General features: G+C 69.3%; 18 protein-coding genes. 5 read left to right on the top strand and 13 right to left on the bottom strand.

All coding sequences use genetic code 11. The features are described 5' to 3' along the window. Positions 1-2: 2 nt before the first annotated feature. From ACZ6NZ_RS06020 to ACZ6NZ_RS06010, 3 genes are all read right to left on the bottom strand, one after another. On the bottom strand, positions 3-1,184 hold the full coding sequence (locus ACZ6NZ_RS06020) for an acyl-CoA dehydrogenase family protein (protein WP_465857383.1): 1,182 nt from the start codon (positions 1,182-1,184) through the stop codon (positions 3-5). Positions 1,185-1,215: 31 nt separating this feature from the next. Further along, entirely contained in the window at positions 1,216-2,451 is a 1,236-nt protein-coding gene (locus tag ACZ6NZ_RS06015) for a cytochrome P450 family protein (protein ID WP_366608560.1), read from the bottom strand. 184 nt (positions 2,452-2,635) lie between these two features. Next, positions 2,636-3,274 (bottom strand): TetR/AcrR family transcriptional regulator, encoded by a 639-nt coding sequence (locus ACZ6NZ_RS06010; RefSeq protein ID WP_465856217.1) that lies wholly within the window; start codon positions 3,272-3,274, stop codon positions 2,636-2,638. A gap of 59 nt (positions 3,275-3,333) precedes the next feature. On the opposite strand from ACZ6NZ_RS06010, the gene ACZ6NZ_RS06005 reads away from it, so the two are divergent. Next, on the top strand, positions 3,334-4,002 hold the full coding sequence (locus ACZ6NZ_RS06005; RefSeq protein ID WP_465856215.1) for a class I SAM-dependent methyltransferase: 669 nt from the start codon (positions 3,334-3,336) through the stop codon (positions 4,000-4,002). Between the two features lie 203 nt (positions 4,003-4,205). Here the strand turns inward: ACZ6NZ_RS06005 and ACZ6NZ_RS06000 are convergent, their stop codons facing one another. Then, positions 4,206-4,718 (bottom strand): MarR family transcriptional regulator, encoded by a 513-nt coding sequence (locus tag ACZ6NZ_RS06000; RefSeq protein ID WP_465856213.1) that lies wholly within the window; start codon positions 4,716-4,718, stop codon positions 4,206-4,208. Positions 4,719-5,019: 301 nt separating this feature from the next. Between ACZ6NZ_RS06000 and ACZ6NZ_RS05995 the strand changes: the two genes are divergently transcribed. Then, positions 5,020-5,403, top strand: coding sequence for a MerR family transcriptional regulator (locus tag ACZ6NZ_RS05995; protein WP_465856211.1), 384 nt, complete (start codon positions 5,020-5,022; stop codon positions 5,401-5,403). A 136-nt stretch (positions 5,404-5,539) separates the two neighbouring features. Here the strand turns inward: ACZ6NZ_RS05995 and ACZ6NZ_RS05990 are convergent, their stop codons facing one another. Then, positions 5,540-5,683 carry a hypothetical protein gene (locus ACZ6NZ_RS05990; protein ID WP_465856209.1) on the bottom strand — a complete coding sequence of 48 codons (144 nt, stop codon included), beginning with the start codon at positions 5,681-5,683 and terminating at the stop codon, positions 5,540-5,542. A 111-nt stretch (positions 5,684-5,794) separates the two neighbouring features. Between ACZ6NZ_RS05990 and ACZ6NZ_RS05985 the strand changes: the two genes are divergently transcribed. Both ACZ6NZ_RS05985 and ACZ6NZ_RS05980 read left to right on the top strand, forming a co-directional pair. Continuing rightward, complete coding sequence (locus tag ACZ6NZ_RS05985) at positions 5,795-6,232, top strand: hypothetical protein (RefSeq protein ID WP_465856207.1); 438 nt, start codon at positions 5,795-5,797, stop codon at positions 6,230-6,232. A 126-nt stretch (positions 6,233-6,358) separates the two neighbouring features. Next, complete coding sequence (locus ACZ6NZ_RS05980) at positions 6,359-6,757, top strand: cupin domain-containing protein (RefSeq protein ID WP_465856205.1); 399 nt, start codon at positions 6,359-6,361, stop codon at positions 6,755-6,757. A gap of 25 nt (positions 6,758-6,782) precedes the next feature. Here the strand turns inward: ACZ6NZ_RS05980 and ACZ6NZ_RS05975 are convergent, their stop codons facing one another. Next, positions 6,783-7,724: a DUF5996 family protein gene (locus tag ACZ6NZ_RS05975; protein WP_366608569.1), complete on the bottom strand. Its 942-nt coding sequence runs from the start codon at positions 7,722-7,724 to the stop codon at positions 6,783-6,785. 68 nt (positions 7,725-7,792) lie between these two features. Next, positions 7,793-8,518, bottom strand: coding sequence for a flavodoxin family protein (locus ACZ6NZ_RS05970; RefSeq protein ID WP_366608570.1), 726 nt, complete (start codon positions 8,516-8,518; stop codon positions 7,793-7,795). A gap of 703 nt (positions 8,519-9,221) precedes the next feature. On the opposite strand from ACZ6NZ_RS05970, the gene ACZ6NZ_RS05965 reads away from it, so the two are divergent. Continuing rightward, the gene (locus ACZ6NZ_RS05965) at positions 9,222-12,044 is read left to right on the top strand and encodes an immunoglobulin-like domain-containing protein (RefSeq protein WP_465856202.1); all 2,823 of its coding nucleotides are present in this window, start codon (positions 9,222-9,224) and stop codon (positions 12,042-12,044) included. Positions 12,045-12,199: 155 nt separating this feature from the next. On the opposite strand, the gene ACZ6NZ_RS05960 is transcribed toward ACZ6NZ_RS05965, so the two are convergent. From ACZ6NZ_RS05960 to ACZ6NZ_RS05935, 6 genes are all read right to left on the bottom strand, one after another. After that, the gene (locus ACZ6NZ_RS05960) at positions 12,200-13,285 is read right to left on the bottom strand and encodes an LLM class flavin-dependent oxidoreductase (protein ID WP_465856200.1); all 1,086 of its coding nucleotides are present in this window, start codon (positions 13,283-13,285) and stop codon (positions 12,200-12,202) included. 55 nt (positions 13,286-13,340) lie between these two features. Further along, positions 13,341-14,054 (bottom strand): SDR family oxidoreductase, encoded by a 714-nt coding sequence (locus ACZ6NZ_RS05955; RefSeq protein ID WP_465856198.1) that lies wholly within the window; start codon positions 14,052-14,054, stop codon positions 13,341-13,343. Positions 14,055-14,113: 59 nt separating this feature from the next. Beyond that, positions 14,114-16,003, bottom strand: coding sequence for a Na+/H+ antiporter NhaA (locus tag ACZ6NZ_RS05950; protein ID WP_465856196.1), 1,890 nt, complete (start codon positions 16,001-16,003; stop codon positions 14,114-14,116). Between the two features lie 102 nt (positions 16,004-16,105). Then, positions 16,106-16,627 (bottom strand): sigma-70 family RNA polymerase sigma factor, encoded by a 522-nt coding sequence (locus tag ACZ6NZ_RS05945; protein ID WP_465856194.1) that lies wholly within the window; start codon positions 16,625-16,627, stop codon positions 16,106-16,108. Beyond that, a complete protein-coding gene (locus ACZ6NZ_RS05940; RefSeq protein ID WP_465856192.1) occupies positions 16,627-17,541 on the bottom strand; it encodes an alpha/beta fold hydrolase in 915 nt (304 codons plus the stop codon). Before ACZ6NZ_RS05940 ends, ACZ6NZ_RS05945 begins: the two co-directional genes overlap by 1 nt. 429 nt (positions 17,542-17,970) lie before the next feature. Continuing rightward, positions 17,971-18,645, bottom strand: coding sequence for a hypothetical protein (locus ACZ6NZ_RS05935; protein ID WP_465856190.1), 675 nt, complete (start codon positions 18,643-18,645; stop codon positions 17,971-17,973). Positions 18,646-18,685 lie beyond the last annotated feature (40 nt).

Below are 18,685 nucleotides of genomic sequence, written 5' to 3'. Positions count from 1 at the left end.
GCTCAGAGATAGAGGGTGTCGGGTTCGAGGCCGCACAGGATCCGGCCGTACAACTCGGTGTTGGTGTCCGGGTTCATCAGCGCGTGCAGGTTGACCGCCTGCACGTCGCGGGCGATGCGCTGGATGGGCACGTCGTCGTAGAGCGAGGAGCCGCCGCTGGCGCCGGCGAGGATGCCGACCGCCTCCTTCGCCAGGCGGCACGCGGCCCCCAGGTCGGCCCGGGCCCGGGCGCGCTCCGCCAGGTTCCACGGCTGGCCGCCGGCCGACTTGTCGTCGACCTGCGCGGTGAGGCGGTGTACGTGGAACTCGGCCTCGTCGGTCTTCAGCTCCGCCTCGGCCACCTGGCGATGGGTCAACGGCGCCTCGGCCTGCTTCTCGTACCCCGTGTAGGTGATCTTGCGCTCGGGCAGCCGCTCGAGGAACGTCTCACCGGCCGCGCGGGCCAGGCCCAGCACGGTGCCCACCGACGACGCGGAGGCGACCGGCAGCAGCGGCGCCCGGTACATGGCGGGCGCGCCGGCCGCGTCCGGTCCGGTCCGGCCCTGGAGCGCCACCGGCAGCGGCAGGAACCGCTCGGCCGGCACGAACAGGTCCTGGGCGACGGTGCTGACGCTGCCCGTGCCGCGCAGGCCGGACGTGTGCCAGTCGTCGACGATCTGCAACTCGGAGGTCGGCACCAGCGCCATCACCGGCATCGGCGGCCCGTCACCGCCGACCAGCACCGCGATGATCTCCTGCCAGTGGCTGTGCAACGCGCCGCTGATGAAGCCCCACTTGCCGTTGACGACGATGCCGCCGTCGGCCGGGACCGCCATGGCGGACGGGCTCAGGGTCCCGCAGATCCGCACGTCCGGCGTGGAGAAGACCTCCTCCTGCACCGCCTCGGGGAACAGGCCGGCCATCCACGTCGGAATCCAGTAGACGGAGGCGGTCCACGCGGTGGCACCGTCGGCCCGGCCGAGCGCGGTCGCGACGTCGGCGAGCGTGCGGGTGTCGGCCTCGTAGCCGCCGAACCGCTTCGGCACCCGCAGCTTGAAGACCCCGGCGTCGGCCAGTGCCTCGATCGTCTCGTCGGGCAGTCGGCGGTCCCGCTCGGCCTGCACGCCGTTCTTGCGCAGCAGCGGGGCGAGGTCCGTGACGCGCGCGACGATCTCCTCGCGCCTGGGTGTGTCGGTGGTGGTCAGCACGGCGGCTCCCTCAGGTCGTCGGTGGTTGTCAGGCAGCGGGTACGGGGGCGGTCAGCCGGACCGGCAGCGTCCGGTGGCCGTTCATGATGAAGGTGGGCAACGGCTGCAGGTCGGCGACCGGCACCGCCAGCGCGATGTCGGGGAAGCGCTCGAACAGCGAGGAGAGACCGGTGGTCGCGACCGCCCGGGCCACCCCGGCGCCGAGGCAGTAGTGCGGTCCGTGGCCGAAGGAGAGGTGCTCCTTGTCGGCGCGCCTCAGGTCGAAGCGGTCGGAGTCGTCGCCGTGCAGGGCGGGATCACGACCGACCGCGCTGTAGTTGATCAGAATGGGATCGCCCTGCGGGATCGTCACGCCGTCCAGCTCGATGTCCTCGACGGCGTACCGCAGCGGCAGGTGCGCCAGCGGCGACTCGACCCGCAGCGTCTCGTCGATGACGTCGTTCCAGGTGGCCTCGCCGGACAGCACGAGATCCCGCTGCTCCGGGTCGCTGAGCAGGGCCGTGATGGCGTTGTCGAAGAAGTTGATGGTGGTCTCGGAGCCGGCGCCCAGGATGGCGAAGATGGTGTCGGTCAACTCCTCCTCGCTGAGCCGGGAACCGTCCTCGTCGCGCGCGGCGATGAGGTCGCTGGTGATGTCCTCACCCGGGTTCTCCCGCTTGCTGGCGATGAGATCGGCCATCGCACCGCGCCATCCGGCCAGCACGGCCTGCGCCTGCTCCGGGGTGACGGTGGTGTCGACCATCATGTCGATCACCTTCGCCGTCTTGGCGCGGGCCTCCTCGGACATGCCGATGAGGTCGGCCACCAGGCGGGCCGGCAACGGGTACGCGAACCGCTCACGCAGGTCCACCACCTCACCGGGAGCGGCGGCGGCCAGCCCGTCGAGAAGCTCCTCGGTGATCTTGGCGATCCACGGCCGGATGGCCTCCGTACGCCGCGGGGTGAACGCCTTGCCGACCAGCTTGCGCAGCCGCACATGGTCCTTGCCGTACGCGGTGACCATGTTGTCCATCGCGATCCAGCTGATCATCTCCCAGTCCGGCGGGATCTCGCCGTTGATGAACGCCGGCCAGTGGTTGCGGGCGCTCTTGGTCACCCGCGGATCGGTGAGCAGTTGCTTGATCACCGCATAGCTGTTGATCGACCACGCCACCACGCCGCCGGGCAGGACCACCTGAGTAGCGGCACCCTGCGAACGCAGCTTCGCGGCCTCACCGTGGATATCTTTTCCGGTGGTGTCCAGAGAGAACGGGCAACTGTCCATGGATGACTCCCAGTTTCGGCGGAGTGTTTCGGCCACGCGCCGGTCCGCCCGGCGACGCCGAAGTGCCCGTTCCGTCGGGCGCAGCGGATCGACCGGTGGCGTTGCACGAGCGTGTCACCAGCCGATCCGGCGGTGCATCTCTCGGTGTGCGCACTCGGTCTCCGCGGCCGTGAGGCCGGTCCGCTCAGCCGGGTTCGGCGCAGAGGTGGGAGGTCAGGGCGGTACGGGCCCACTCCTCCCAGGTGTCCGGTGACCAGCCCCGGTCGCGGACGAAGATCAGATAGAGCTGCGGGCTGAGCAGGCCGAACAGCAGGTCCGCCGCCATCTCGACGGAGAGGCCAGGACGGGTGTCGGGCTTGCCGACCAGGGCTTCTGCGGCTGCGTGGTGCACCGTGTAACGCGGGTCGGGGCCGTCCGGCCACTGTGCGGCGATCTCGGGATCGGTGGCTGCCGCGGCCGCGATCAGCGGCATGATCGGAGCGACCCGGCCGAGGATCTCGCGGGTGCCGTGCACGTGCGCGCGCAACTGCCCGGCGGCCGTGGGCTCGGCGCACGCGGCACGGAACCACTCACGGTCTATCGTGGCCACCGGCTCGGTGTCCCCGGCGATGGACGTGTCGACGACGTCCTTGAACAGCGTGCGCTTGTTGCGGAAGACGAAGTAGACCGTCTGGACGGCCACGCCCGCACGGTCCGCGACCTCCTGCAGGCTCGTCGCCCCGTAACCCTGCGCGAGGAACAGCTCGCGAGCCGCCTCGACGACCTTCTCACGGGTGCGGCGCGAGCGCTCGGTCCGCTTGTCCGGCCGCTTGACTTTCTCCATGCCGCGAGTCTATATCTAGAGACGGTCACTAGAGTTTGACTCTAAATTTGGAGGAGACGATGGACCATCCCCACGCCACCCAGAAGCCGGAGCCGGACCCGGCCCCAACGCGGCGGGACCCGGAGGAGGAGGCCGTCCACCGCGCACTGGAGCGCTACTACCGCACCGGCAAGCCACCCTGGGACACCGGCGTGACGCCACCCGAACTGGTCGACCTGGTGGAGGGGAACGCTGCGCTGCCGCCCGGCCGCGCCCTCGAACTCGGCTGCGGCACCGGGACCAACGCCACCTACCTCGCCCGGCACGGCTGGGAGGTGGCAGCCGTCGACCTGATCGACTCCGCCGTCGACCAGGCCAGGGAGAAGGCCGCGAAGGCGGGAGTGGCGTTACACCTACGGCACGGAGACGCGACCCGCCTCGACGAGCTGGACGTGCCGGGGCCCTTCGACCTGTTCTTCGACCTGAGCTGCTACTGCGGAATCCCGCTGCACCGCCGCGACGCCTACGCCGCCGGGCTCACCCGGCGCGCCGCCCCCGGAGCACGACTGCTGATGTTCGGGTACGGCCCCGAGCCGCTCGGCAATCCGATGCCCGACATCACGTCGTGGGCGGCGGGCGTCACCGCCGACGAGCTCCGCGCCAGGTTCCCCGGCTGGGAACTGACCGACGTCACGCCGGGCACCAACTCGGTGCCGACCTTCTGGTTCACGCTGCGCCGCGACGCCTGAGGCCTGTTTCACAAGGGCGGTCGCGCCGAGGCGGTGGCCGGGCGGCCGCCCACCGCGTTTCGGTTGTGGCAACAACGGTGCGACCAGCGCTCATTGCTCCCGGTCACATCCGAAGGATGCCGCCGCTGTCGAGACATTCGGACACCTTGACCGCATCGACGCCGGCAGTCACGCGGACGCACCGGGCAAGGCCCGAGCGCTTCTCAAGCAAGCTTTACCGCTTCCGTCTCCGGCATCAGGGTGGTGTTGGCGATGAGTTTGTGCAGTACTCTCAGCGCCGCAACGTAGTCCGCGTCGTCGATGTCGCGGTGGATCAGCGCCCGGATCTCGGGAGCGTACTGCTTCATCTGCAGGCGAGCTGCCTCGCCCGCGACGGTGATTCGTAGGCAGCCGTCGTGATCTTCTTGGAGGCAACCGCGGCCAAGGAGCACCTCGGCTTCGCTCGCGAGGTCGTCGTCGGGGCGGATGTACTCCGTCATGGCTTGCTGAAGCTGGGGAATGGTCATCGCTGCGCCGTCATCAGGTGCGAGGTCGTGAGGGGATAGGTGGCGCAGGATCCAGAACTGCGGCTGCGTGAAGCCGCGCTTGGCCTGCTCGTCACGGGTGAACCGGATGATGGACTCGTACGCCAGCCGCGTCCAGTACGCGGCCACCTGGTTGGCGTCGGCCTGCATCGGTAGGGCCATCACTGCTCCTTCGATATCGTTCGGGGTCATGCGCGCGCACACCGCCCGACGTCAAATCGACCGTGCCTCTTCGCCTCGTCGGACAACCACGAGGCGACCGCGGCGCCAAGACGGCCCTCACGGACGCTCGCAACTACGACTGCCAACCTGAAAGCGCCGGCTGGAAGCACCTGCGCTTGCTCCGCCGACGGGCGGCACTGCGCCCGCGATCCCGCCGACCGGCACGGTCGCGGCCCCCAGGGCCACCGCTGTCTCCTGGGATCTGCATACAGCTGATGCTGGACGTTAAACAAAGGTTGAAGTCAAGAGCGCGTTGCAGCATGTTGGGAACATGACTGCGACGCAGGCCCCGCCATCGTTCACGCTCACCGTCAAACACGTTGCCCAGGCGAGCCACGTCGCTCCGTCCGCAGTGCGCTTCTACGAAGAGCACGGTCTGATCCACGCACGCCGAACCACCGGGAACCAGCGCCGGTTCGACGAGAACGCCGCCTGCCGCATCCGGTTCGCCCGACTCGCTCAGCGAGTCGGGCTGACAGTCCGGGAGATCGCCGACATCTTCCAGGCGCTACCCGAGAAGCCGTCGGCGCAGGACTGGGCGCGGGTCTCCGACTCGCTGGTCGCTGAGGCGGAGGCGCGCGTGGCGGACTTGCGCCGCGACCTCGACGCCCTCCAGACGGTCACAACCAGGTGCACTGCCGGAATCGTACGGTGAGGCACGGGCGATCCTCCTGCCACCGGCAGCGGCATACCGCCCATCGACCGACACTTCTCAAATACGCTCTCAGCGCCTTGAGCAACAACGTGGGCTGGCGCGGGCCGCCGCCCGGGTGGACGGCGGCCCGCCGCGGTCAGAGATTGCCGTCGCGGTTGAGCCAGGCCCGATCCGCCCCCTGGCGGTAGACGACGAGGTGGTCAGCCTTACCGTCGCCGCTGCGCATTCGCCTCCAGGTGCGGTCGAGGAAGTCGGCGGCGAGCGGTCTCACCGGGAGCATCGCCGGCCACGCTTGCGACTAGGCAATTTCCACCGACGCGGTGCCGCGCCCCGCTGACGGATGATCTTCCCGTCCATGAGTACGACGTGATCGAGCAGACGGGGAAGCTACATGACCACCCAGACCGACGTCGCCACCACCGCCGCCACAGCACCGACCCGCTGGCAGGATCGGACCGGGCGCATCCTGATGGCCATCACGGCAGCCGCCACCCTGGTGCCGTTCGTCGAGGGCGTCACCCGCCTCGGCGGCCTCTCCGATGACCTGATCCTGACCGAGTACTGGCGAACCTGCGCCTACATCGTCTTCGCCGGGATGTGGGCTCTGCTGGCGGTCGCGCCACGAAAGCAGCGCGGCATGTGGGAGCTTCTGCTGTTCCACAAGATCGCCGTCACCATCCAGGCCGGGTTCATCCTGGATGTTCCCCACGCGGACCGCACCCTGATCGCCGACGGACTCGTGTCGCTGACCACCCTCGTCGCCTACGTGCTCTGCCGCGGCTGGTACACCTGGCGCCGCGACGCGCTGGGACCCGACGACAACCGCTGATCGAAGCCGGTACGTGTTCCCCGCTGACGGATCGCCCGCCGACGGCCCAGCGCTGGCGTTCCCGTCAGCGAGGAGCGCGGCTCGGTGCCGCGCCCCTCGGCGGTGTCGGCCACTACAGTGGCCCTCATGTCCGTACGTCCGCCTCTCGCCGAACAGTTCGATCTGCGTCCGCATCCCGAAGGCGGCTGGTTCCGGGAAACCTATCGGTCCGCTGTCACGTTCGAGCCCGATGGTTACCCGGGCAGCCGTGCCGCCGCGACCGCGATCCTCTTTCTCCTCGAGCCGGGTGACTCGTCGGCCTGGCACACCGTACGGTCGGACGAGATCTGGTTCTGGCACTCGGGTGGGCCGTTGGCGCTGACAGTCGGCAGGGACAGCCGGCCGACCATCCTGAGCGCCGAGTGCCCGCAGATCCTGGTTCCGGCGGGCGAGTGGCAGTCCGCGACACCGGCGGGCGACGAGCACGTCCTCGTCAGTTGTGTGGTGAGTCCGGGCTTCGACTTCGCCGACTTCACCATGCCGTGAGCACGAACGTCGCCGTTGACGGTCCTCACCGGGCGGGACCACGGTGCCACCGGAGGGGGTCGTCCTCCAGCACGGAGCGGTCCCAGTGCCCGAGGTCCGCGGCGGCTTCGTAGGTGGTGCGGAGGAACTCGGCGACCGCGCGATCGGGGTCCGGTGCGGCGCGGGCCACCTCGTACGGCAGCAGGAACTGCTGGAACTCGGAGCTGTAGTAGGCGCCTTCGGGACCGATCTGCCGCTCGGCGAACCCGTCCGGTGCGGGGTAGGCGTACGAGTAGAAGGCGCCTTCCTCGCCGCCGCCGGGCCAGAACCCGCAGCTGGACAGTTCCCGGGAGTAGCCCTCGACCATCACCCAGTCCCCGCAGTTGGGCACACCCCCGGGGTGCGGCGGGGCCGACCGGCCGGAGAAGCGGGTGCAGGCGAGGTCCATCCCACCCCAGAAGAAGTGCACCGGACTGACCTTGCCCACGAAATGCGACCGGAACTCGCCGATGACCCGGTTCGCCTGCAACAGCTGACGCCAGAACAGGGCGGCCGCGTCGCCGTCGTAGGAGGCGTGCTCGTGGTCCTCGGCGAACGGGATCGCCGGGTCGACCTCGTTGGGGTACGGCCGGATCGGTGCCTCGATCCCGAGCTCGTCGAGCATGGCCATGACCCGCGAGTAGAACTCGGCGACCGGCATCGGCCGGAGCGCGAGGCTCCGCGTGCCGCCGTCGCTGGTCCGCACGTCGAGCCGATGGCCGATGAAGTCGAACTCGATTTCGAAGGCTCCCGTGCCGTACGGGATGGCGGAGGTCGTCAACCCGCGCGGGCTCACGTACAGGGGCACCTGCCACCAGTGGTTGAGAAACGGCGCGTGTGCCATGCGGATCTTGCCCACGATCTGGGTCCACATGTGCAGGGTGTCGCGGGTGGCGGTCCAGTCCGAGACCCGCAGGCTCGGCCAGGTCGTCGTTGCCGGGCTCGTCATCACTACTCACATCCTTGGCGCTGTCACGAGAGGGTGACAGAAGTCGTTGTCGTGGCCGGTCGTCGGCGTCAGCGGTACTCGGGGTTGGCGGCGTCCGGATGAACTCCCGCGTCCCAGGCCGTGCGCTGGTTGCCGTAGGCCGGGAAGCCTCCAGCGCCGCGCATCATCGACGCGAGGTGGAGCAGGTTGTAGGTCATGAACGCGGTATTGCGGTTGGTGAAGTCGTTCTCCGGCCCGCCGGAGCCCTCGTCGAGGTAGGAGGGGCCGGGGCCGACCTCGCCGAGCCAGCCCGCGTCGGCCTGCGGTGGGACGGTGAAGCCGATGTGCTGCAAGCTGTAGAGAATGCTCATCGCGCAGTGCTTCAGGCCATCCTCGTTGCCGGTGAGCAGGCAGCCCCCGACCCGCCCGTAGTAAGCGTACTGGCCCTGCTCGTTGAGCACGCCGGAGTAGCCGTAGAGCCGCTCGATCACCCGACGGGTCACCGAACTGTTGTCGCCGAGCCAGATCGGCCCGGCGATGACCAGGATGTCGGCGGCGAGCACCCGGGTCAGCAACGCGGGCCATTCGTCGCTGTCCGCCCCGTGCTCGGTCATGTCGGGTCGGACGCCGGTGGCGATGTCGTGGTCGACGGCGCGGATCTGGTCCACGGCGACCCCGTTCGCCTCCATGATCGCCACACTGCGATCGATCAACCCCTGGGTGTGGCTACGGCCGGGAGAACGGTTGAGGGTGCAGTTGATGTACATCGCACGCAGTCCGGTGAAGTCGGGCTTGGAGATCATCGACGCGGTCATGGGTGGGTCCTTCCTGGTTATCGGTCGCGCCCCGGCCTGCCGGTCGGCTCAACGAGCGTCACACCCTGGGCAGGGTCCGACGAAGCACCGTCCAGCTCCCGAGCGCGGCGGCGCATCCGGTGGATCAACGTAACGAGCGTGGTATGTCGTGACCTGCGCCGAATCGGCTGGTCAACGGGTCGGCCACGGCGGGCCGGACGCAGCGCCTACGCGCTGAGCGCCGCCGCGGCCGCCGCGATCGACGCGGGCGTGACGCGGCAATGGTGCGGTGACCACCCCACTATTCGGTGCTCACCGGCGAGCGAACAGTGACACCACGTCACCAGCGGACGTGACACCACGCCACTGGTGCCTCGGCCGCCCAGGCCGACCCGCTCCGGACGACCGCGTATCGGATCACCGTCCAGCGCTCGACCGACCGAGCGGTTGGGGGCCCATCAGGGCCGGGCCCGCAGGGGCTCGCCTGCAACGCATCGCGTTGACCCGGCAGCACCCCGTAGTTAGCGTTAACCGGCCCGTCCAGTTTGGAGAGAAACGCACCCCGGCCAAGGAGGATCAATTGAGACTGCGACAGCCAAGACCGCGTCTCGGGCGGAGTCGGAAGGGCAGAGGTGTCGCGGTCCTGGCACTGGGTGCGCTTCTTTCGGTCTCGCTAGCGGCGACGCCCTCGTACGCTGCCGAGGAGCAGCTCACCGAGGGCCTGGTGCATCACTTCGCCCTCGACGAGACCGGTGGGACGACGTTGGTCAACTCGGGTAGCGCGGGTGCGGCGGCGAACGCCACCCTCGTGAATCCCGAGAAGGCGGCCCTGACCGGCGAAGGAGTCAGGTTCAACCCCGACTCCTACGAGAGCGCCCTCGACGGCGCATACGTGGCGCTGCCGAACGACATCACCGCCGGCATGTCCAACCTCACGGTGGACTACGACGTGTGGGTCGACCCGGCGAACGTCGGCGAGCACCAGATGTGGGGTTTCGGCCGTAAGTCCGGCTCGTGTGACGTCGACACCGGCGCCGAGGGCTCCATCTTCGCGTCGAACACCCAGCGGTTCCGCGTGGCGGTGGGCCCGACGAACCTCCAACAGAGCAGGGTCCGCATGCTCGAGGGAGCGTGGACCCATGTCACCTACACCCAGTCACTGAACTCGGACGGAACGAGCTGGACCGGCAGGGTCTACCTCGACGGTGTGCTGCACGCGACGTCGACGAACCTGACGACGGCGCCGTCGGTGAACGCCGCGGGGACCAACTGCAACTTCCTCGGTCGCTCGCAGACATCGGGCCACTACTCGTTCCGCGGAACGATCCGGGACTTCCGCGTGTACGACCGGGCCGTGAGTCTCGACGAGACACTGCTCCTGGCAGAGAAGACCGTCTCCGACGGCGTCCGCGCCGACGCCGCGGCCATCGACCTCGGCCGCACCAGCGCCGTCGTACGCGACCTCGTTCTGCCCAAGGTGGGCTCCGTGGCGGGCTCGGCCATCACCTGGACGAGTTCCGACCCCTCCGTCGTCGAGGTCAACACCCCGCCGGCCGTCGCGAGCGCCCGAAAGGTCGCGGTGACCGGCCGGATCACCCGGCCCGCACAGGGACAGGCCGACGCGACAGCCACGCTCACGGCGACTGTCCGCAAGGGCGCGCAGGAGGTCGCCACCCGGGAGATCCCCGTGGTGGTGAAGGCCGAGTTCGACGACGCGCAGGCTGTCGACCGGGACGCCTTCGATCTGAGGGTGGACGGCGCCGACGGCGTACGCGGAAACCTCGACCTCACCGCCGAGGGCGAGTTCGGCTCCACGATCACCTGGAGGTCGTCCACCGGCCTCGTCACCCCGACCGGCGTGGTCAGCCGCCCGGCCTTCGGCCGGGCGGACGTTGCCGCCACCCTGACGGCGACCATCACCAAGGGCAGGGCCTCGCAGAAGAAGTCGTTCCCGGTGACCATCACCGCAATGCCGCGCTCGGAGGAGTACGAGCGGTACTTCATGGGGTACTTCAAGGGCGAGGGAATCGCCGACGGCGAGCAGATCATGTTCGCCACCTCGAACGGAAACACCGCTCTGGACTGGACCGGTCTGACCGGAGGTCGGCCGTCACTCATCTCCCAGCTGGGCGACCAGGGGCTTCGTGACCCGCACATCGTCCGCTCCCCCGACGGCGACACGTTCTACATGATCGCCACCGACCTGAACTGGTACGACCAGGGCGGGTACGCCATCAACGACACGCAGTACATCGAGGTGTTCGAGTCGCACGACCTGGTGAACTGGACCCCTCAACGGCACGTGAAAGTGGCGCCCGACAACGCCGGCAACGCCTTCGCACCAGAGTCGCTGTGGGTCGAAGAACTGGGCGCCTACGTCGTGTTCTGGGCCCAGTCGCTGTGGAACGACCCCGTGAACCGCACCGGTCAGGGAAACGCGCAGATGTGGTACGCCACGACACGAGACTTCAAGACGTTCTCCGCTCCCCAGGTCTGGCAGGATCCGGCCCCGCTGTCGCGGATCGACACGACCGCGATCCGGGTCGGCGACAACTACTACCGGGTGACCAAGAACGAGGCCGGCAACCAGGGCTCGGACATCTTCTCGGAGAAGCACACCGACTTCCTCGACAGCGACATCGACAACTGGACGTTGGTAGCGCCGGCTCTGGGGCGCACGACGTGGGTCGCCAACCAGGGGTACGAGGGACCGGTCATCTTCAAGGCCAACCCCGGTGACACCGCCTGCCCCGGCCAGTTCTACCTCTGGGGTGACCGGTACACGAACGGTGGGGGTTACCAGGCCGCGTGCCACGAGAACATCGAGGCTCCGACGTGGAACGCCAAGGCGATCACGATGACCAACGCGGGTGTCGTCCGTCCCCGGCACGGCACCGTGATCCCGCTGACCGTCCGCGAGTGGAACGACATCCGCGGAATCCCGAACAGCGACGTCGCTACCACCACCGAGGTGGCTGTCGAGCCGTACGCGAGCGGGGCCCAGACGACCACTGCCACCGTGACGGTCACGGCAGCCGACGGGTTCGAGACCGGCGGTCAGGTACGGGTCAGCGTCGGCTCGTGGTCGAAGCTCGCCCACCTGAGCGACGGTGCGGCGACCGTCACGCTGCCGAAAGATCTGCCCGCGGGTGCCCGGACGGTCAAGGCCGAGTACCTCGGCTTCGACTACCTGAAGGCGTCGGACGGTACGGCGTCGTTCGAGGTGCCCTCCGGCCCGGCCGCCGTCAGGGTCAAGGCGAAGGCCACGCCGGCGTCGGTTGTCCGCGGGGACACGTTCCGGCTGGACGTGACCGTCGGGCCGGCGGGCGGACCGAAGCAGCACCCGCCGATCCCGACCGGCGAGGTCACCGTCACCTTCGGCGGCACCGTGCAGGTCGTGCCACTGGCGCACGGTAAGGCCGTCGTCGAACTGCCGACCGCCGACCTGCCGCCCGGGGCCTACCGGGTCCACGTCGCCTACTCCGGCAACCCGGCCTATCGACCCCACGCCGCCGACTACCAGACGTTGACGGTACGGAAGCGGTAGGCACCCCGACGGAACGCGCCACAGCAGTGGGCGGGCGAGTTCGATCTCGCCCGCCCACGGTGCCACCCTTTTCGACCACTCGGCGTCGGTGACGTTCGACTCTTCGACGAACAGCTGCGCCCACCGGCTCGGGCCGTCGTCGCCGCCGGCCGGGGTCAGGAAGAGCCTGGGGCAAGTCCGAACTCCTCGGCGACGAGGCCGAAGGACCGTACCCGGTCGGCGGGGTCGTAGATCAACGAGATGAGCATCAGTTCGTTGGCCTGGGTTCGCCTCTGCAGCTCTGTCAGACCTGCGCGCACCGTGTCGGGCGTTCCGTGGATGACGTTGCCCAGCCAGCTGTCGACGAACTCCTTCTCCTCCGGCGCGTACGGACGGCTCTCCGCCTCGTCCGGGCTGGGCAGGGCGGTCTGCCTCCCCTGCCGCGCAAGCATCATCATCAGCGCACCCGGCCGGGCCAGACGTTCGGCTTCGGGCGCGGTCGGGGCGCAGGTGACGTTCACGGAGACCATCACGTGTGGTGTGGCCAGGGCAGCGGACGGCCGGAACGTTCTCCGGTACTCGTCGACGGCCCGCAGTGACTGCACGGGATTGATGTGGAAGGCAGCGGCGAATGGCAGGCCGAGGCGTGCGGCCACCTCCGCACCCGTGGTTCCCGAGCCAAGTGTCCAGACGGGAATGCTGGGCGCCGCCGGCACCACGTGCACGTTGTCGCGCCGGTAGGGATGGTTCTCCGGGAAGTTGTTCCGAAGGAAGCCCAGAAGCTCCTCCACGTCGTCGCCGAAAGCGCTGCCGTCCGAGCCCTCGCCGCTGCGACGCAGCGCCCGCATGACCGACGGCAGACCGCCGGGACTTCGGCCGACACCCAGGTCGATACGGCCGGGGTGGAGAGCGTTCAGGACGCCGAACTGCTCGGCCACGATCAGTGGTGCGTGGTTGGTGAGCATGACCCCTCCCGACCCCAACCTGATGAAGCGGGTCGCGGCACCCAGGTGGGCAAGGAGGACGGCAGGGGCCGGGCTGCTGGAGGCGGGGAAGCTGTGGTGCTCGGCGACCCAGAAGCGCCGATATCCCCAACGCTCGGCGGCCTGCGCCAGGGTCGTGGTCAGTTGGAGCGCGTCGGCCGGCTGGCTCCCGGTGCCCCTGATGACCAGATCGAGAATCGACAGGGGTGCGGGACTCGTCCCGTGCCGTCCGTCCGGGGCCGCGCCTGTCGGCAGATCGGTGCCACGTCCTTGTTCCATCGCCACTCCCCTGACCTTGAACCGAAACGAACGTGGGGCTACTGAGGCACCATCGTCAGACCAACGTCTCGCCGCCGTCGACGGCCAGCGTGGTGCCGGTCGTGAAGGTGCTCGTGAGGGCATGGAGGACCGCGCGGACGACATCGTCCGGCTCGCCCACGCGACCGGCCGGGTTGCGGGCCGCCCGCCTCGCGAAGAGCTCGGCCTTCTGCTCCTCGCCGAGCGCGTCGTAGGCACCGCTGTCGATGGTGCCCGGCGAGACCGCGTTCACCCGCAGCGGTGCGAGTTCCACGGCCAGGGCCCGGGTGACCGCGTCGACGCCGCCGTTGGTGGCGGCGACCGCCAGCATGCCCGGCACCGGCTTGCGGGCCGTCGCGCCGGAGAAGAAGACGAAGCTGCCGTCCTGCGGCATCCGCGGCGCGAGGTGTTTGGCCAGCAGGATCGGGCCGAGCACCTTGGTCGACAGGGACTGCAGCACGGCGGCCGGTTGCAGGTCGCTCAGACGTCCGCGAGCCCGGGCCGATGCTGTCGACACGACATGGTCGACACGACCCATCCGTTGAGCGAGCGCCGCCACGCTCGCCTCATCCGTGACGTCGACGGATTCGACGGTCAGCTCCTCGCCGTACGCGTCCGCCAGGGCATCACGGTTGCGGGAGGCGACCACCACCGTGGCGCCGCAGGCGCGTACGGCGGTGACGATCGCGCCGGCAATGCCGCCGGTCCGGCCAATGACCAGGACTGTTCGGTTGTGCAGGTCGGTGTTCATGACTCGGTTCCTTCTCGGGATTCAGGCGGACTCCGTCGAGGGCCGCCAGGCGGAGTTGGTCAGCGGTGCACGACGGTGGCCTGGGCCCGCGCCTCCTCGATGACGCGATTGAGAGTGGTCAGGTCCTGAGGTCCGTCGTGACGCCGGCCGTTGACGAAGAACGTGGGAGTGCCGGCAACACCGCTGCGGTCGGCCGAATCGATGTCGCGCTGAACCCGGGCCTCGTGCCGGTGGCGGGCCAGGTCGTCGCGGAACTGGTCGAGGTCGAGGCCGAGCTGCTCGGCGTACCCGATCAGGTCGTCGGGGGCGAGCCGGTCCTGGCGGTCGAGCAGCAGGGTGTGCATTGGCCAGAAGGCGCCCTGGTCCCCGGCGGCCTCGGCGGCTTCGGCCGCTGTCTGCGCGTACGGATGGACGTCCGGCAGCGGCAGGTGCCGCCACACGTACCGCACGTCGGTGTTCGCGACGAGCAACTCCTGGGCGGTGGGCCCGACCATCGCGGTCCACGGGCATTCGAAGTCGCCGTACTCGACGACGGTGACGACGGCGGTGGAGGGGCCTTGGATGTGGTCACGGTTGTCGTCCACCGGCTCGGCCAGGTCGACGAGCCGCCCCGCCGTGCCGAGCAGCGCCCGCGCCCGTACTCCCGCCGGAAGGGTCTCGATGACGCGGTAGACGGCGAAGCTCAGCAGAGCCGCACCGGCCGCCGCCGCAAGGATCCCGATCTTCGCCTGGTCGAGCGCATCACCGGTGAAGGCCAGGTTGGCGATCAACAGCGATACCGTGAAGCCGATCCCGGCGATCGTGCCGCTCTCCAGGACCGCGCCCCAACCGACGGGTGGGCGCAGCGATCCTCCGCTGAGGCGTTCCGCCAGCCAGGAGGTGACGACGACGGCAGCCGGCTTGCCCACGACGTAGGCGAGGACGACGCCGATCGTGATCGGTGATCGGAGGGCCTGGCGCAGCGAGTCACCGTCGATGACGATGCCCGCGTTGGCCAGCGCGAACAGCGGGACGATCCCGTAGCTGGTCGCGGCGTGCAGGGTATGGCGCATCCGGGAGTTGGCCGACAGCGCACCAGTCAGGCCCCGGGTGGCCACGGCCGCCAGCTTCGCCGACGGCTGCTCCCGGAACAGCCGGACCAGCCTGGTCGCCTCCTGAAGCTCGGTGCGGCTGGGCGTGTATGCCGTCGTGGCCAGCCCTGCCGCCAGCCCGGCGACCACCGGGTCGACGCCGGCCGAGAGCAGCCCAGCCCAGGTCAGGACGGTACCCAGCGCGAAACTCCAGCCTCGGAGCCGGTGCGGCAGGCGGCGGCCTGCCAGCAGGCCGGCGTAGGCCACCACGGCCACCACCATGCCCGGCACCGCGATGTGCTCGCTGTAGGCGAGGGCGATCACGATCAGGGCAACCAGGTCGTCGACGACGAACACGGTCAGGACGAAGGTTCGGATTCGCTCCGGCGCGTGTGCCGCGATCAGCGAGAAAGCTCCCAGCGCGAGCGCCGTGTCGGTGGACATCGCGATTCCCCAGCCCGCGGCGCCGGCTCCCCCGTGGTTGACGATCAGATAGATGCTGACCGGAATCACCATCCCCGCCGCGCCGGCCAGCACCGGGAGGGCCAGGCGTCGCCGCTCGCGCAGATCGCCCAGGTCGAACTCCTGGCGCGCTTCGAGACCGACGACGAGGAAGAACACCGTCATCAACCCGCTGTTGACCCAGGTGCGTAGGTCGAGGTGCGCCGCCCAGGGGCCGATCTGGACGGTCAAGATCCAGGACCAGAAGCCGTCGTAGTCGAGCGAGGGCAGGTTCGCCCAGACGAGAGCGACGGCGACGGCGGCGACGAGGAGCGTGGCATCGGCGGACCGAGTACGGGGAAACCCGCGGCGGGGCGTCGACCCGAGGGGCGTCATCACCATCGACGTCATCGAGTCGGACTTGATCGCTTGTCGCACCTGCCGCTTCGCTTTCCTCGTGACCGGTCCGGTCGGGTGAGAGCCTTGCCGTCCGCTTCCGCAGGTCCACCGGCCAGCCCCGGGCTCGGCGTGCCGGCATCGTCAGGCGGAGAGAACCGCTGATCTCAGGGAGCTCATCGCGTGGAAGGCTCGCGACTTGACCGTCCCGATCGGCACGCTGAGGAGGTCGGCGGCGTCGCCTGCGCTGCGGCTCTGGAGGTAGACCTCCTCGAACGCTCTGCGGCGCTCGGGGCTCAGCTTGCGGAACGCGTCCAACATGGACTCGCGGGCCACCACGAAGTCCATCGGGTCCGCTGGCGAGGCGTAGTTCTGTAGTTCGCGTTCGCCCTGGAACTCCTGGGGCCGCCGTACGCGCTTGCGCGCCTCGTCCGCCGACACGTTACGAGCGATCGTGAAGAGCCATGGCTGGATGTGGTCCTCGTCGACGGGGACGTCGCCGATGTGCCGCCAGACCTTCAGCATCGTTTCCTGCAGGAGGTCTTCGACGATCTGCGGCCGGTAGATGTTGATTCGTTTGAGATACCGGAGCAGGACGCCGGAGCGTTCCTCGAAGATCTGCCGCAACGTGTCCACGTCGTCGGGGCGCGGAGCAGGACTGGTCATCAGGAACTCCTGGACCGCGTGGTCGCCTTCCCACTGTCGGGCATGGCCACGGACAGCCTGCGGCCGAGGAAGTCGCGGATGATCGTGGCAACCTCGTCGCCGGCGCTTTCGAGCAGGAAATGCCCGCCGTCGAGCAGGTGGATCTCGGCGTCGGTGGCGTCGGCGGCGAAGGCCCGCGCACCGTCCGGGCCGAAGATCTCGTCACCACGGCCCCACACCGCCAGCACCGGCACGCCACTGCTGCGCAGGTACTCGTGCAGACGGGGGTAGAGCGGCGGGTTGGTGGCGTAGTCGCGGAACAGGGCAAGCTGGATGTCGTCGTTGCCGGGGCGGCTCAGCAGGGCGTAGTCGTGGTGCCAGGTGTCCGGGCTGACCAGGGTCTCGTCGGGCGTGCCGGTGAGGTACTGCCAGCGGGTCACGTCCAGGGTGAGCGCCGCACGGATGGCGGACTCGGTCTCCGGGGTCTGCTCCTTCTGGTAGTTCCACACCGTCTGCCAGAAGCTGTCGACGAAGCCCTCCTCGTACCCGTTGCCGTTCTGCGTGATGATCGCCGTGATCGCCCCGGGGTCGCGCAGGGCCAGCCGGAATCCGACGGGCGCCCCGTAGTCCTGGACGTAGATGGCGTACCGCGCGATGCCGAGCTGCTTGAGCAGGTCGGCGGTGAGGTCGGTCAACGCGTCGAAGGTGTAGCCGAACTCGTCGGCCGCGGGAGCGTCCGACAACCCGAACCCGAGGTGGTCGGGCGCGATGACGTGATAGCGATCGGCCAGCGCCGGGATCAGGTTGCGGAACATGAACGACGACGTCGGGAACCCGTGCAGGAGGACCACGGTCGGCGCGTCGGTCGGGCCGGCCTCCCGGTAGAACAGTTGACGCCCTGCCACTGAGGCATACCGGTGGTGAACGTTCGGCACGACTCCTCCTCTTCACTGCGGTGGACCGTCAGTGCGGTCTTCGACCTGTACGGCTGCGAGCTTGGCTCGGCGAGAAAGGGCTTCGCCTCCGAATCAGCCCCGGGTCGACCCCCGGTCTCGACCCGGGGGTGCCGGGCGACACGTCAGTCAGCAGCGAGGCTGGCCGTACCTTTCAGGCATATTGTCCTGTTCGCGGGCATCCCCGGGGGAAGGTTGCCACGTCCGGGGGTACGACCGGTGGCGCACCAGTGGCTCGATGCGGCCGACGGCGCGCAGGATTGCCCGATGGACGTTGACCGAGACGCCGAGGGTCTGCCGGCAAGCCCTCGACCGCCGCTCCACGGGCCTGACGAGTTCCGGCTCGAAGAGCTGAGGCGGCGTACGGCCGCCGGTTGCGGCGGTGGGGTGCGCATCGTCGGACACCGCAGCTCAGCAGCCTTGGACCAGCTGATCGACCAGGCTGCCAATCTCCGCGTGCTCCGGATTCGGCCGGTCGCTGCCGAGCAGGAGATCCCCTTCGCGGCGCTGCATCTGCTCTGTGGTGAGCTGCTTGAGGGTTGCGCGTTCCTTCCGAGCGCTCATCTCGCGACGCTGAAGGCCGCATTCGGCCTGATCGACGAGCCCAGGCCCCGCGTTGGGGTGGTCGCGCCCGCTGTGCTCGAGTTGCTCAGCGGCATCGCCCAGGCGCAGCCCGTCTGCGCCGCCGTCGACGACGCCCACTGGCTGGATGAGGCCACCGCCGAGGTTCTGGCCTTCGTCGCCGCCCACGCAACCCAGCGAGCCCTGATGATCGTGATCGCCGGCGTGCGTACGCCGCGGCTCGCCCCATTCGGGCAGTTCCCGGCGATCCACGCGCGGCCGATCGATCGCAGCGAGCTCGGCGGTGGATTCGCGATCCCCGGCCCACGTCGCGCCCGTTCGTGCTCGCACGCGGGCGACTGTCCGAGCCGTATCGGACAGCTCACCCCGGTGTCGCGGCGGCTGCTGCTCGCCGCGGCGGCCGACCCGACCGGTGACGTCGCACTCTTCGAGCGGGTGACCGCCGCGCTGGGCGCCGACCCGGAAATCCTCGTCGCGGCCCATCTGGTCGAGGTCGGTGATCATGTCACCTTCGCCTGTCCAGAGCTGAGATCGGTCAGCTACC

It is taken from the genome of Micromonospora sp. NPDC047756, assembly GCF_055587245.1.
This window is presented reverse-complemented; position numbering and strand designations above follow the sequence as displayed.

Bases quoted from the DNA above. Each gene is read 5' to 3' on its own strand.
- ACZ6NZ_RS06015 (WP_366608560.1), bottom strand. From the start codon at position 2,451: ATGGACAGTTGCCCGTTCTCTCTGGACACCACCGGAAAAGATATCCAC.
- ACZ6NZ_RS06010 (WP_465856217.1), bottom strand. From the start codon at position 3,274: ATGGAGAAAGTCAAGCGGCCGGACAAGCGGACCGAGCGCTCGCGCCGC.
- ACZ6NZ_RS06005 (WP_465856215.1), top strand. From the start codon at position 3,334: ATGGACCATCCCCACGCCACCCAGAAGCCGGAGCCGGACCCGGCCCCA.
- ACZ6NZ_RS06000 (WP_465856213.1), bottom strand. From the start codon at position 4,718: ATGACCCCGAACGATATCGAAGGAGCAGTGATGGCCCTACCGATGCAG.
- ACZ6NZ_RS05995 (WP_465856211.1), top strand. From the start codon at position 5,020: ATGACTGCGACGCAGGCCCCGCCATCGTTCACGCTCACCGTCAAACAC.
- ACZ6NZ_RS05990 (WP_465856209.1), bottom strand. From the start codon at position 5,683: ATGCTCCCGGTGAGACCGCTCGCCGCCGACTTCCTCGACCGCACCTGG.
- ACZ6NZ_RS05985 (WP_465856207.1), top strand. From the start codon at position 5,795: ATGACCACCCAGACCGACGTCGCCACCACCGCCGCCACAGCACCGACC.
- ACZ6NZ_RS05980 (WP_465856205.1), top strand. From the start codon at position 6,359: ATGTCCGTACGTCCGCCTCTCGCCGAACAGTTCGATCTGCGTCCGCAT.
- ACZ6NZ_RS05975 (WP_366608569.1), bottom strand. From the start codon at position 7,724: ATGACGAGCCCGGCAACGACGACCTGGCCGAGCCTGCGGGTCTCGGAC.
- ACZ6NZ_RS05970 (WP_366608570.1), bottom strand. From the start codon at position 8,518: ATGACCGCGTCGATGATCTCCAAGCCCGACTTCACCGGACTGCGTGCG.
- ACZ6NZ_RS05960 (WP_465856200.1), bottom strand. From the start codon at position 13,285: ATGGAACAAGGACGTGGCACCGATCTGCCGACAGGCGCGGCCCCGGAC.
- ACZ6NZ_RS05955 (WP_465856198.1), bottom strand. From the start codon at position 14,054: ATGAACACCGACCTGCACAACCGAACAGTCCTGGTCATTGGCCGGACC.
- ACZ6NZ_RS05945 (WP_465856194.1), bottom strand. From the start codon at position 16,627: ATGACCAGTCCTGCTCCGCGCCCCGACGACGTGGACACGTTGCGGCAG.
- ACZ6NZ_RS05935 (WP_465856190.1), bottom strand. From the start codon at position 18,645: ATGATCACCGACCTCGACCAGATGGGCCGCGACGAGGATTTCCGGGTC.